Origin of the sequence: Streptomyces flaveolus (assembly GCF_000716535.1) — a bacterium.
GTDB lineage: Bacteria > Actinomycetota > Actinomycetes > Streptomycetales > Streptomycetaceae > Streptomyces > Streptomyces flaveolus_A.
In genome coordinates, this window is record NZ_JNWV01000006.1 from 92,618 (window position 1) to 105,707 (window position 13,090).

Annotated in this window: 10 protein-coding genes; 4 read left to right on the forward strand and 6 right to left on the reverse strand. The window is 69.9% G+C overall.

Annotated elements, in window-relative coordinates; translation table 11 throughout:
• Window positions 1–19 precede the first annotated feature (19 nt).
• Together OO52_RS07005 and OO52_RS07010 are read left to right on the forward strand one after the other, a co-directional pair.
• Window positions 20–1,606 (forward strand): Na+/H+ antiporter, encoded by a 1,587-nt coding sequence (locus OO52_RS07005; protein ID WP_030642055.1) that lies wholly within the window; start codon window positions 20–22, stop codon window positions 1,604–1,606.
• 93 nt (window positions 1,607–1,699) lie between these two features.
• A complete protein-coding gene (locus OO52_RS07010) occupies window positions 1,700–2,440 on the forward strand; it encodes an SDR family NAD(P)-dependent oxidoreductase (protein WP_030642056.1) in 741 nt (246 codons plus the stop codon).
• A gap of 10 nt (window positions 2,441–2,450) precedes the next feature.
• Here OO52_RS07010 and OO52_RS07015 read toward each other — a convergent pair whose 3' ends face one another.
• The gene (locus OO52_RS07015) at window positions 2,451–3,557 is read right to left on the reverse strand and encodes a mechanosensitive ion channel family protein (RefSeq protein WP_030642057.1); all 1,107 of its coding nucleotides are present in this window, start codon (window positions 3,555–3,557) and stop codon (window positions 2,451–2,453) included.
• A 105-nt stretch (window positions 3,558–3,662) separates the two neighbouring features.
• Between OO52_RS07015 and OO52_RS07020 the strand changes: the two genes are divergently transcribed.
• Window positions 3,663–4,235 carry a dienelactone hydrolase family protein gene (locus OO52_RS07020; RefSeq protein ID WP_030642058.1) on the forward strand — a complete coding sequence of 191 codons (573 nt, stop codon included), beginning with the start codon at window positions 3,663–3,665 and terminating at the stop codon, window positions 4,233–4,235.
• Window positions 4,236–4,256: 21 nt separating this feature from the next.
• Here the strand turns inward: OO52_RS07020 and OO52_RS07025 are convergent, their stop codons facing one another.
• From OO52_RS07025 to OO52_RS07040, 4 genes are all read right to left on the reverse strand, one after another.
• The gene (locus OO52_RS07025) at window positions 4,257–5,927 is read right to left on the reverse strand and encodes an alkaline phosphatase D family protein (protein ID WP_030642059.1); all 1,671 of its coding nucleotides are present in this window, start codon (window positions 5,925–5,927) and stop codon (window positions 4,257–4,259) included.
• Window positions 5,928–6,002: 75 nt separating this feature from the next.
• Window positions 6,003–6,815, reverse strand: a complete 813-nt coding sequence (locus OO52_RS07030) for a DsbA family protein (protein WP_030642060.1) — start codon at window positions 6,813–6,815, stop codon at window positions 6,003–6,005.
• 66 nt (window positions 6,816–6,881) lie between these two features.
• Window positions 6,882–7,562: a hypothetical protein gene (locus OO52_RS07035; protein ID WP_030642061.1), complete on the reverse strand. Its 681-nt coding sequence runs from the start codon at window positions 7,560–7,562 to the stop codon at window positions 6,882–6,884.
• Window positions 7,563–7,630: 68 nt separating this feature from the next.
• A complete protein-coding gene (locus OO52_RS07040) occupies window positions 7,631–8,956 on the reverse strand; it encodes a DUF2252 domain-containing protein (protein WP_030642062.1) in 1,326 nt (441 codons plus the stop codon).
• A 222-nt stretch (window positions 8,957–9,178) separates the two neighbouring features.
• On the opposite strand from OO52_RS07040, the gene dnaE reads away from it, so the two are divergent.
• Window positions 9,179–12,718 (forward strand): DNA polymerase III subunit alpha, encoded by a 3,540-nt coding sequence (gene dnaE, locus OO52_RS07045; protein ID WP_030642063.1) that lies wholly within the window; start codon window positions 9,179–9,181, stop codon window positions 12,716–12,718.
• A 128-nt stretch (window positions 12,719–12,846) separates the two neighbouring features.
• On the opposite strand, the gene OO52_RS51385 is transcribed toward dnaE, so the two are convergent.
• Window positions 12,847–13,014, reverse strand: coding sequence for a hypothetical protein (locus OO52_RS51385; protein ID WP_165951540.1), 168 nt, complete (start codon window positions 13,012–13,014; stop codon window positions 12,847–12,849).
• Window positions 13,015–13,090: the final 76 nt, after the last annotated feature.

Genomic DNA, 13,090 nt, shown 5'->3' on the forward strand with positions numbered 1-13,090 from the left:
GACTCCCGGAGCGCCGTCCGTGGATCAGCTGGCTCTGTTGTTCGTACTGCTGCTCGGGGCCCTGGTGAGCGTCCCGGTGGGGGACCGGTTCGGGGTGCCGGCGCCGGTGCTGATGACCCTCTTCGGCGGGGCCCTGGCGGTGGCCGAATTCGTGCCCAACGTGGACATCCCGCCGGACCTGATCCTGCCCGGGCTGCTGCCACCGCTGCTCTACGCCGCCGTACGCCGGACCTCCTGGCGGCAGTTCGCGGCCAACATCCGCCCGATCTTCCTGCTGGCCGTGGCCCTGGTGTTCGTCACGACGGTGTGCGTGGCGTTCGTCGCCAACGCCATCGTGCCGGGGCTGCCGATCGCCGCCGCCGTCGCGCTGGGTGCCCTGATCGCGCCGCCGGACCCGGTCGCGGCGACCAGCGTCGCCGGTCAGCTCGGGCTGCCGCGCCGCCTGGTGTCGATCCTGGAGGGCGAGGGCCTCTTCAACGACGTCACCGCCATCGTGCTGTACCACGTGGCCATCGCCGCGGCCGTGAGCGGCACCTTCTCGCCCTGGCGGGCCGGCCTGGACCTGGTGCTGTCGGCCGTCGTCGCGGTGGCCGTCGGCCTGGTGCTGGGCTGGGGCGCGAACAGGCTGATGGACCTGCTCGGTGATCCGACCCTGCAGATCGGCATGACCCTGCTGGTGCCGTACGCCTCCTACGTGCTCGCCGAGAAGCTGCACGGCTCCGGGGTGCTCGCGGTGCTCACCACGGCCCTCTTCCTCGCCGAGTACGCCACCGACGCCGACGACGTGATGACCCGGCTCGCCGGGCACACCTTCTGGGACATCATCGACACGCTCGTCACGGGCGTCGCCTTCGGACTCATCGGACTGGAGCTGCACAACGCCATCCGCACCGCCCAGGGGCGGTGGGGCGAGATGCTCGGCTGGGCAGCGGCCGTGGTGGGCGTGGTGGTCGTCGTACGGCTGCTGTGGCTGCTGCCGGCGACCTGGCTGACCAAGCGGCTGCACGCCCGCCGGGACTACGACGAGGAGATCCCGGTGAGCTGGCGGGAGACCGTCGTGATGTGGTGGTCCGGGATGCGCGGGGTGGCCTCGGTGGCGCTGGCGCTGGCCGTGCCGCTGAAGACGGACGCCGGGGCGCCGTTCCCCGACCGGGACGAGATCGTCTTCATCGCCTTCGGGGTGATCGTCGCCACGCTGGTGGTGCAGGGGCTGACGCTGCCGTGGCTGGTGAGGCGGCTCGGGGTGCGGGCCGACTCCGAGCGGGAGAAGGAGTTCGAGAAGGAGCTGGCGGTGCGGGCCGCGAAGGCGGCGAAGCGGCGGCTGCGGGAGATCGAGCAGGTGGAGGAACTGTCCGAGGAGCTCTCCGAGCAGATGCTGCGGCGGGCCTTCGACATCGGTATCCGGATCAGCCCGGACATGGGGGAGGAGGAACGGCGGGAGGCGCACCGGCAGCGGGCCAAGCGGCTGAAGCGGGTGCGGCGCATCCAGAACGAGATGCTGAGCGCCGCGCGCCACGAGGTACTGGCGGCGCGGAGCGAGCCCGGGGCGGACCCGGAGATCGTGGACCGGGTGCTCCGGCATCTCGACGTGCGGAGCCTGCGGTGAGTGCTGCGCACGAGGCCCCGGCCAGTCATACGAATGTGCCGGCCCTGTGGATAACTCCCGGCATCGCCCGCCCCCCGCTCCTACTCTCGGATCATGACTCGCAACATCGTGATCAGTGGTGGCGGTACGGGCATCGGGCTGGCGGCGGCACGGGCGTTCGCGGCGGACGCGGACCGGGTGCTGTTGCTCGGGCGGCGTGCGGACGTGCTGGAGAAGGCCGGGGTGCCCGGGGCGCTCACCTACGCGGCGGACCTGTCCGAACCGGATGACGTGCGCGGTGTCGCCCGGTTCGTCGCCGACGAGCTGGGCACCGTGGACGTGCTCGTGAACTGTGCCGGAGGAGCCGGATACCTGGAGCCCCCGGCCGGCAGCGACGACCCCCTCGACCGGGTCGCCCACGACTGGACCGTCAACTTCCGGCAGAACACCCTGACCGCGGCGCTCCTCACCGAGGCGCTGAAGGACCGGCTCGCCGAGCCCGGCGGACGGGTGCTGTTCCTGAGTTCCATCGCCGCCTACCGAGGCTCGGGCACGGGTGCCTACGCGGCGGCCAAGGCCGGGCTGCACCCGTACGCCCACGACCTGGCCCGGGAGTTGGGCCCGCGCGGCATCACCGTGAACGTGGTCGCCCCCGGGTACGTCGAGGACACCGAGTTCTTCGGCGCCACGATGGACGAGGACCGGCGGGCGAGGCTCGTCGCGGACACCTCGACCGGCCGCGCCGGCATACCCGGGGACGTCGCCGAGACCCTGCACTGGCTGGCGTCGCCCGCCGCCGGGCACGTCACCTCGCAGATCGTCCAGGTGAACGGAGGTGCCGAACGGGGCCGTTGAGCGCGGCCGGTCAGCCCCGACCGGTGCGCGGGAAGTCGTAGGCCCGGCGGAGGGAGGCGCCGTCGGGGGAGGGGACGCGCGACGGCGGCAGCACCGACTCGGCAGTGTTCACCCGGGGCAGTGCGTAGGGGTGCTCCGCGGACAGCCAGCTGATCATCTGCTCGCGGACCGCGACCCGCACCGTCCAGATGTCGTCGGCGTCCTTCGCCGTCACCAGCGCGCGCACCTGGATGGTGTTCGGTGTGGTGTCCGTCACCTGGAGGTTGCACGCGCGGCCGTCCCAGGCCGGGCACGCGCGCAGGATGTCCCGCAGCTTCTCGCGCATCGCCTCGATCGGCGCGCTGTGGTCGAGGTGCCAGTAGACGATCCCGGTCATCTGCGGGGTGCCGCGGGACCAGTTCTCGAAGGGTTTGGAGGTGAAGTACGACACCGGCATCGTGATCCGGCGCTCGTCCCAGGTCCGTACCGTCAGAAAGGTCAGGGTGATCTCCTCGACGGTGCCCCACTCGCCGTCGACCACGACGGTGTCGCCTATGCGCACCATGTCGCCGAAGGCGATCTGCAGCCCGGCGAACATGTTGGACAGCGTCGACTGGGCGGCGACACCGGCGATGGCGGCGATGATGCCCGCCGAAGCCAGCAGGGAGGCGCCCGCGGCGCGCATCGCCGGGAACGTCAGCAGCATCGACGAGACGGCCACGACGATGACGATCGCGGACACCACCCGCATGATCAGCTCCACCTGCGTGCGCACCCGGCGCACCCGGGCCGCGTCGCGGTGGACGCGGGCATAGCGGGAGTAGGTGGTCTCGACGATCGCCGCGGCGATCCGGATCACCAGCCAGGCGGCCGACCCGATCAGCACCAGCGTCAACGTCCTGCCGATGCCGACCTGGTGCCGCTCCAGGAGCTTCGCCTGGTCGTACGAGCCACGCAGCAGAGCGGCGCACAGTACGAGCTGGTAGGGGATGCGGGCACGGCGCAGCAGCCCCCACAGGGGGGTGTCGTGGTCGCGTTCGTCGGCCTTGCACAGCAGCCGGTCCGTGCCCCAGCCGATGGCCAGGGTCAGCAGCACCGTGCCGCCGAGCACGATCAGGGGGCGGAGTACGTTCTCCATGCCTCCGCTCCTAACCGGCGCGCGCAGGGCATGAACATGTGAGTTCGGCGCGTTCCTGGGTACGGCGGCACCGGCACACGCGTGGCCGGCTGGCACCATGGCCTCATGAACATCATGCTCTTTCACTCGACCTACGGGCTCAGGCCCGCGGTGCGCGAGGCCGCGGACCGGCTGCGCGCGGCGGGCCACGAGGTGTGGACGCCGGACCTCTTCGAGGGGCGGACGTTCGACACCGTGGAGGAGGGCATGGAGTTCAAGGAGCGGACCGGCAAGGAGGAGCTGCTCAAGCGGGCCGTGCTGGCGGCGGCGCCGTACTCGGACCGGGGGCTGGTGTACGCCGGGTTCTCGCTCGGCGCCTCCATCGCCCAGACCCTGGCCCTCGGCGACGACAAGGCGCGCGGGCTGCTGCTCCTGCACGGCACGTCGGACATCGCGCCGAACGCGCACGTGGACGAGCTGCCGGTGCAGCTCCACGTGGCCGAGCCGGACCCGTTCGAGACGGACGACTGGCTGAGCGCCTGGTACCTCCAGATGGGCCGGGCGGGCGCCGATGTGGAGGTCTACCGGTACGCCGGGGCCGGGCACCTCTACACCGATCCCGAGCTGCCGGACTACGACGCGGAGGCCGCCGAGGCCACCTGGCGGGTGGCGCTCGGCTTCCTCGAATCGCTCGGCTGAGCGGTCGCGCGGCGACGGCGGTTACACCGGGTCGTAGGTCCGCTCGACCTTCTGCGTGCCGCTGCGCGTGCGGTAGGAACGCACCCAACTGGAGGTGGCGTTCGCGTCGGTGCGGTCGGACAGCACGTAGTAGTCCATCTGCGCGCGGTCGGCGGTGATGTCGAGCACGCCGTAGCCGTGCCGGTCGGTGTCCACCCAGTGGACGTGCCGGTTGGCGGCCTTGATGACCGGCGCGGCGACCGCGGAGACCGTGCCCTCGGGCACCTTCACGATGTCGTCCAGGTTGTCGGAGGTCACCGAGGTCACCACGAACTCGGTGGCCGCCGACGCCGACAGCGGGTAGGTGCCCGCGTCCACCGGGACGTCGTTGGCCCACGCCATGTGGATGTCGCCGGTCAGGAAGACGGTGTTGCCGATGGCGTTGGAGCGCAGGTGGGCCAGCAGTTCACGGCGGTCGTCGGTGTAGCCGTCCCACTGGTCGGTGTTGGCGGCGATGCCCTCCTGCGGCAGTCCGAGCAGCTTGGCGAGCGGCTTGAACAGGTCGGCGGAGAGGGAGCCGAAGGAGAACGGCGAGATCATCACCGAGTTGCCGACCAGCCGCCACCTGGTGTCGGAGGCCTTCAGACCGGCCTTCAGCCAGTCGAGCTGGGCGCGCCCGGTGAGCGTGCGGTCCGGGTCGTCCACCGAGCCGCTGGCCGTGGACGCCTGCTGGGAGCGGAAGGAGCGCAGGTCCAGCAGGGAGAGGTCGGCGAGCTTGCCGAAGCGCAGCCGGCGGTAGGTGGTGCCCGCGATGGCCGGGCGGACCGGCATCCACTCGAAGTACGCCTGCTTCGCGGCGGCCTGACGGGCCGACCAGGTGCCCTCGGCGCCCTCGGTGTGGTTGACGGCGCCGCCCGACCAGGCGTTGTCGGCGAACTCGTGGTCGTCCCAGATCGCGATGACCGGCGCCTTCAGGTGCAGGGCCTGGAGGTCGGGGTCGGTCTTGTACTTGGCGTGCCGGATCCGGTAGTCGGCGAGGGTGAGGATCTCGTTCGCGGGCGCGTGCGGGCGCACGACCTTGCCCCGGGTCCCGTACTCACCGGACTTGTACTCGTAGATGTAGTCGCCGAGGTGCAGCCAGGCGTCCAGGTCGTTGCGGGCCGCGAGGTGGCGGTAGGCGGAGAAGTAGCCGGCCTCCCAGTTGGCGCAGGAGACCACGCCGAACCGCAGGGAGGAGACGTCCGCGTCCGCCGCCGGCGCGGTGCGGGTGCGCGCCACCGGGGAGTCGGTGCCGCCGGCCGAGAAGCGGAACCAGTAGTCGGTGGCCGGCTCCAGGCCGCGGATGTCGGCCTTCACGGTGTGGTCGGAGGCGGCCGTCGCGGTGGTGGAGCCCTTGGCGACGATGCTGGTGAACGCCTTGTCCCTGGCGACGACCCAGCTGACCTCGGTGTCCGGGCCGAGCCCGGAACCCGGTATCGCCTCCGGGGCCGGGGTCACGCGGGTCCACAGCAGGACGCCGTCGGGCAGCGGGTCGCCGGAGGCGACACCGTGCAGGAAGGCGGGGGTGTCCGTGGCGGCGCGGGCCGGCAGTGCGGCGGCCAGCGGCCCGGCCAGGACAGCGGTCGCCGCCGCGGCCTTGACGACCGTACGGCGGCGGGGCGAAAGCGAACCGAGGCCCTGGGAGGTCTCGGATGATCTGTATCGACTGGTCACGGACGATCAGGTTACTGATCGGTACGCGTCAGAGCGGGCGAACTCGCAAAAGTTCGCCCGCTCTTTGACTGACGGTCAGCCCTTGAGGGCCGCCTCCAGCGCGGTGTTGAACTCGGCGACCGACATGGGCGCGTTCTTGCCGTCGGAGCCCGTCAGCGTCTTGCCGTCCATCTTCAGGGTCGGGGTGCCCGAGATGCCGTCCTTGTCGAAGATCTTGGACTCTTCCAGCGCCCACCTGTCGTAGGTGCCGTCCTTCACGGCCTTCTGGAAGGCCGCGTTGCCCTTCAGCGCGGGGACCGTGTCAGCGATCTCGATCAGGTAGCTGTCGTCCTTGAACTTGTCGGTGGTCTCCTCGGGGTGCCACTTCTTGGAGTACATCGCGGTCTTGTACTCGAGGAATGCCTCGGGGCTGACGTTGAGCGCGGCGCCGAGGGCGCTGAGCGCGTTCTTGGAGCCCTCGCCGGTCAGGTTCTTGTCGAGGAAGGTGGCACCGACGTACTGGATCTTGAACTTGCCCGCGTCGAGGTCCTTCTTGACGGTCGGGCCGACCGCCTGCTCGAACTCGGCGCAGACCGGGCAGCGCGGGTCCTCGTACATCACGAGGGTCTTCTTGGCGCTGCTCTTGCCGATGACGATCGTCGTGCCGTCCGTGCCCGTGGTGTTGGCCGGCTTGACGAGCTTGTCGTCCTTCGCGGCCTCCCAGTAGGCGGGCTTGTTGTTCTGCACGACGGCGTAACCTATGCCGCCGGCCGCGGCCAGGACGGCCAAGACCGAGGCGGCCACGACGAGCTGCCGCTTGGCCTTGTCGCGCTTGGCCTGCCGCTCGCGCTCCTGGCGCAGCCGCTCCCGGGCCGCCGTCTTCGACGCCTGGCTGTTCCGCTTGCTCATATTGGTGATCTCCATGTGGGACGCGCACACGTCGTACGCGGGATACGTGCGGGGGACTGATCGTGCTCAGGCGAATGCCGGTGAGCGCGGCGGTCCTCGCCGTCCCAGGGAGTGCGTGAGGAGCCGTTCGCGGGCGGTGGCGCGACGCGGGGCCGGGCGGGGCAGCCGGCGGGCCGGCAGCGGCCGTGCGGCGACCGCGGCCACCGCCAGCAGCAGCGGCCGGAACGTGGTGGCGGCGACCGCCCGCAGCAGCTGGGTCAGTGCCCGCTCGCCCCGGCGCAGCCAGGCGGCGGCGAGCAGCCCCACGCCGATGTGCGTGGCGAGCAGCAGCCAGGCGGCGGCCGGGCTCGCATGGGCGAGCAGCGCCCCGGCATGGCCGGGACCGCCGGTCATCTGAGCCAGCGGGGTGCCCACCCGGCCCTCGCACAGCACATCCAGGCCCACCGCGCGCAGCGGACCGGCGACCGGGCCGCCCGCGCGGCCGTAGCAGGCGTGCTGGCCCGTGGTGAACACCGTGTCGGCGGTCAGTTCCAGCGGGATCAGCAGGGCCGCGATCCGGCCGAAGCCGCGCTCACGGCCCGCCAGCGCGTACGCGGTGACGAACACCCCGGCGGCGACCGCGCAAACGGTCGCCACCGGCAGCGGAGCACGGGACAGCAGCACGTGCGACGCGGTGCTGAGCGTCACGACGAAGGCCGTGAACAGCGCCGCGCGCACGGCTCTGAGCTGGGTCCCGGATATGTCCATAGCGAAAGGAGAGTCTGTCACGTACGCGGGTAAAGGACCCCTAAAGGGTGCCTGTGAATCCGTGAAGGTTACAGCCCCGGAATCCGGCCGTTGCGGAACAGGTCGACGAAGATCTGGTGATCGGCACGCGCGCGTGCGCCGTAGCTGTGCGCGAAGTCCACCAGCAGGGGCGCGAAGCCCTCCTCGTCGGCCGCGAGCGCCGCGTCGATGGCCCGCTCGGTGGAGAACGGCACCAGGGACTCGCCGGAGGTGTCGTCCGCCGCCGCGTGCATGGTGGCGGTGGCCCGGCCCAGGTCGGCGACGACGGCCGCGATCTCCTCCGGGTCGTCGATGTCGTCCCAGTCCAGATCCACGGCGTACGGCGAGACCTCGGCGACCAGCTGGCCGGCGCCGTCCAGCTCGGTCCAGCCGAGCCACGGGTCGGCGTGCGCCTGGAGGGCGCGCTGGGAGATCACCGTGCGGTGGCCCTCGTGCTGGAAGTACTCCGCGATGGCCGGATCCGTGATGTGCCGGGAGACGGCCGGGGTCTGGGCCTGCTTGATGTAGATCACGACGTCGTTCTCCAGGGCGTCGCTGTGGCCCTCCAGGAGGATGTTGTACGACGGCAGGCCCGCGGAGCCGATGCCGATGCCCCGGCGGCCCACGACGTCCTTCACCCGGTACGAGTCCGGGCGGGCCAGGGAGGAGTCCGGCAGCGTCTCCAGATAGCCGTCGAAGGCCGCCAGGACCTTGTACCGGGTGGCCGCGTCCAGCTCGATGGAGCCGCCGCCCGCCGCGAAACGGCGCTCGAAGTCGCGGATCTCGGTCATCGAGTCGAGCAGGCCGAACCGGGTCAGCGAGCGGGCGTCACGCAGCGCGTCCAGCAGCGGACCCTGGGCGGTGTCCAGCGTGAACGGCGGCACCTCGTCCCGCTTGGCGCCCGTGGCCAGGGCGTGGATCCGCTCGCGGTAGGCGGCGGCGTACACCGTCACCAGCTCGGTGATCTGCGCGTCGCTGAGGGCCTTCGCGTACCCGATGAGCGCGACCGACGCCGCGAAGCGCTTCAGGTCCCAGGTGAACGGGCCGACGTAGGCCTCGTCGAAGTCGTTGACGTTGAAGACCAGCCGGCCGTTGGAGTCCATGTACGTGCCGAAGTTCTCCGCGTGCAGATCGCCGTGGATCCACACGCGCGAGGTGCGCTCGTCCAGGAACGGGCCGCCGCGCTTCTCGGCGTCGAGGTCGTGGTAGAAGAGGGCCGCCGTGCCCCGGTAGAAGGCGAAGGCCGAGGCGGCCATCTTCCGGAACTTGACCCGGAACGCGGCCGGGTCGGCGGCCAGGAGCCGGCCGAAGGCGGTGTCGAAGACGGCGAGGATCTCCTCGCCGCGCTGCTCCTCGTCGAGCTGGGGGACCGACATCGCGGGGTGCCTCCTGGTGCGTTACCTGTACGACAGCGTTTCTGCCGTACCCAACGCACGAAGGTACGCGGGAGTGCCCGCCCGCCGCCCGACCACCACCCCTCGTCGGGGCGCTTCGCGCCAAGTCCTCGTCCCGGTTGTCAGTGCCGCGGCATAGACTTCGACGCTGACCCCAGAACTGTCCGCCAGCCCGTCGCCGAGTGTTTCCCCGGAGGCTCAACCGTGTCGAAGCCGCCCTTCACGCACCTGCACGTCCACACCCAGTACTCGCTGCTGGACGGTGCCGCGCGGCTGAAGGACATGTTCAACGCCTGCAACGAGATGGGCATGACGCACATCGCCATGTCCGACCACGGCAACCTCCACGGGGCGTACGACTTCTTCCATTCCGCGAAGAAGGCCGGAATCACCCCGATCATCGGGATCGAGGCGTATGTCGCCCCCGAGTCCCGGCGCAACAAGCGCAAGATCCTCTGGGGCCAGCCGCACCAGAAGCGGGACGACATCTCCGGTTCCGGCGGTTACACCCACAAGACGATGTGGGCCGTGAACAGGACCGGTCTGCACAACCTCTTCCGGCTCTCCTCCGACGCCTACGCCGAGGGCTGGCTGCAGAAGTGGCCCCGGATGGACAAGGAGACCATCGCCCAGTGGTCCGAGGGCATCGTCGCCTCCACCGGCTGCCCCTCCGGCGAGGTGCAGACCAGGCTGCGCCTCGGCCACTTCGACGAGGCCCTCAAGGCCGCCGCCGACTACCAGGACATCTTCGGCAAGGACAAGTACTTCCTGGAGCTGATGGACCACGGCATCGAGATCGAGCGCCGGGTCCGCGACGGCCTCCTGGAGATCGGCAAGAAGCTCGGCATCCCGCCGCTGGTCACCAACGACTCGCACTACACGTACGCGCACGAGGCGGGCGCCCACGACGCCCTGCTGTGCATCCAGACCGGCAAGAACCTCTCCGACCCCGACCGCTTCAAGTTCGACGGCACCGGCTACTACCTGAAGTCCACGGACGAGATGTACGCCATCGACTCCTCGGACGCCTGGCAGGAGGGCTGCGCCAACACGCTCCTCGTCGCCGAGATGGTGGACACCACCGGCATGTTCGAGAAGCGCGACCTCATGCCCAAGTTCGACATCCCCGAGGGCTACACCGAGGTCACCTGGTTCCAGGAGGAGGTCCGCCGCGGCATGGAGCGCCGCTTCCCCGGCGGCATCCCCGAGGACCGCCAGAAGCAGGCCGAGTACGAGATGGACGTCATCATCCAGATGGGGTTCCCGGGCTACTTCCTCGTGGTCGCCGACTTCATCATGTGGGCCAAGCGCCAGGGCATCGCGGTCGGCCCGGGCCGAGGCTCCGCGGCCGGCTCGATCGTCGCCTACGCGCTCGGCATCACCGACCTCGACCCGATCCCGCACGGCCTGATCTTCGAGCGGTTCCTCAACCCCGAGCGCATCTCGATGCCCGATGTCGACATCGACTTCGACGAGCGCCGGCGCGTCGAGGTGATCCGGTACGTGACGGAGAAGTACGGCGCCGACAAGGTCGCCATGATCGGCACCTACGGCACCATCAAGGCCAAGAACGCGATCAAGGACTCCGCGCGCGTGCTGGGCTACCCGTACGCGATGGGCGACCGCATCACCAAGGCCATGCCCGCCGACGTCCTCGGCAAGGGCATCCCGCTGTCCGGCATCACCGACCCCAGCCACCCGCGCTACTCGGAGGCCGGCGAGGTGCGGGGGATGTACGAGAACGAGCCGGACGTGAAGAAGGTGATCGACACCGCGCGCGGTGTGGAGGGCCTGGTCCGGCAGATGGGCGTGCACGCCGCCGGCGTGATCATGTCCAGCGAGACCATCACCGAGCACGTCCCGGTCTGGGTGAGGCACACCGACGGCGTGACCATCACCCAGTGGGACTACCCGAGCTGTGAGTCGCTCGGCCTGCTGAAGATGGACTTCCTGGGCCTGCGCAACCTCACGATCATGGACGACGCCGTCAAGATGGTGAAGGCCAACAAGGGGATCGACATCGATCTCCTGAGCCTCCCGCTCGACGACCCCACGACCTTCGAGCTGCTCCAGCGCGGCGACACCCTCGGCGTCTTCCAGTTCGACGGCGGCCCCATGCGGTCCCTGCTGCGGCTGATGAAGCCGGACAACTTCGAAGACATCTCCGCCGTGTCGGCCCTGTACCGGCCGGGCCCGATGGGCATGAACTCCCACACGAACTACGCGCTGCGCAAGAACGGGCAGCAGGAGATCACGCCGATCCACCCCGAGCTGGAGGCGCCGCTCAAGGAGGTCCTGGACGTCACCTACGGCCTGATCGTCTACCAGGAGCAGGTGCAGAAGGCCGCCCAGATCATCGCGGGCTACTCGCTCGGCGAGGCCGACATCCTCCGCCGCGTGATGGGCAAGAAGAAGCCGGAGGAGCTGGAGAAGAACTTCGTCATCTTCCAGGCCGGCGCGCGCAAGAACGGCTACAGCGACGAGGCCATCCAGGCGCTCTGGGACGTGCTGGTCCCCTTCGCCGGCTACGCGTTCAACAAGGCGCACTCCGCGGCGTACGGCCTGGTGTCGTACTGGACCGCGTACCTGAAGGCGAACCACCCCGCCGAGTACATGGCCGCCCTGCTCACCTCGGTCAAGGACGACAAGGACAAGTCGGCGGTCTACCTCAACGAGTGCCGCCGCATGGGCATCCGGGTGCTCCCGCCGAACGTCAACGAGTCCGAGGCCAACTTCGCCGCCCAGGGCGACGACGTGATCCTCTTCGGCCTGTCCGCCGTCCGCAACGTCGGCACCAACGTGGTCGAGTCGATCATCAAGTGCCGCAAGGCCAAGGGGAAGTACGCCTCGTTCCCCGACTACCTCGACAAGGTCGAGGCGGTGGTCTGCAACAAGCGCACCACCGAATCGCTGATCAAGGCCGGCGCCTTCGACTCGATGGGCCACACCCGCAAGGGCCTCATGGCGCAGTACGAGCCGATGATCGACAACGTGGTCGCGGTCAAGCGCAAGGAGGCCGAGGGCCAGTTCGACCTCTTCGGCGGGATGGGCGAGGAGACCACCAGCGAGCCCGGCTTCGGCCTCGACGTGGAGTTCACCGACGACGAGTGGGACAAGACCTATCTGCTCGCCCAGGAGCGGGAGATGCTCGGTCTGTACGTCTCCGACCACCCGCTCTTCGGCCTGGAGCACGTGCTCTCCGACAAGGCGGACGCGGGCATCGCCCAGCTCACCGGCGGGGATTACGGGGACGGCTCGGTGGTGACCATCGGCGGCATCATCTCCGGCCTGCAGCGCAAGATGACCAAGCAGGGCAACGCCTGGGCCATCGCCACCGTCGAGGACCTCGCGGGCTCCATCGAGTGCATGTTCTTCCCGGCCACCTACCAGCTGGTGTCCACCCAACTGGTCGAGGACGCCGTGGTGTTCGTCAAGGGCCGCCTCGACAAGCGCGAGGACGTGCCCCGGCTCGTCGCCATGGAACTGATGGTCCCGGACCTGTCCAACGCGGGCACCAACGCGCCGGTGGTGCTCACCATCCCGGCCGTGAAGGTGACCCCGCCGATGGTCAGCCGCCTCGGTGAGATCCTCAGCCACCACAAGGGCGACAGCGAGGTCCGGATCAAGCTCCAGGGCCCGCGCAAGACCACCGTGCTCCGCCTGGACCGGCACCGGGTCAAGCCCGACCCGGCGCTGTTCGGCGACCTGAAGGTCCTGCTCGGCCCGTCCTGCCTGGCCGGCTGAGGCCCGGCGGAGGGCATCGAGACGGGCGTCGAGAAGGGCGTCGAGAAGGGCGTCGAGGAGGCATGAACGCGAAGGGGCGCACCCTTGACGGGTGCGCCCCTCACGTGTGCCCGGGCTTCAACTGCCCTTTAGTTGTGGCCGAAGCTCTTCTGCTTCTTGCGAGCGGCCTCGGAGGGGCTGCCCGGGGCGTGCGCCATGGGCGGCTCGTGCTCCTCCGCCTGCGGACGCTGCGCGTGCTCGGACTGCGGAGCGCGGTTCTGCGGGCCGGACTGCTTGCGGTTCTTGTTCTTGGCCATGGTGATCTGCCTCCTGTGGGGGATCTAGGGGCCAGGGCCGGGACCAGATTCACATACGCTGACATCAAGCGCATGT

What these genes read in the sequence shown, in the direction of transcription:
- OO52_RS07010 (WP_030642056.1), top strand. Translation starts at nt 1,700, where the DNA reads ATGACTCGCAACATCGTGATCAGTGGTGGCGGTACGGGCATCGGGCTG.
- OO52_RS07015 (WP_030642057.1), bottom strand. Translation starts at nt 3,557, where the DNA reads ATGGAGAACGTACTCCGCCCCCTGATCGTGCTCGGCGGCACGGTGCTG.
- OO52_RS07020 (WP_030642058.1), top strand. Translation starts at nt 3,663, where the DNA reads ATGAACATCATGCTCTTTCACTCGACCTACGGGCTCAGGCCCGCGGTG.
- OO52_RS07030 (WP_030642060.1), bottom strand. Translation starts at nt 6,815, where the DNA reads ATGAGCAAGCGGAACAGCCAGGCGTCGAAGACGGCGGCCCGGGAGCGG.
- OO52_RS07035 (WP_030642061.1), bottom strand. Translation starts at nt 7,562, where the DNA reads ATGGACATATCCGGGACCCAGCTCAGAGCCGTGCGCGCGGCGCTGTTC.
- OO52_RS07040 (WP_030642062.1), bottom strand. Translation starts at nt 8,956, where the DNA reads ATGTCGGTCCCCCAGCTCGACGAGGAGCAGCGCGGCGAGGAGATCCTC.
- OO52_RS51385 (WP_165951540.1), bottom strand. Translation starts at nt 13,014, where the DNA reads ATGGCCAAGAACAAGAACCGCAAGCAGTCCGGCCCGCAGAACCGCGCT.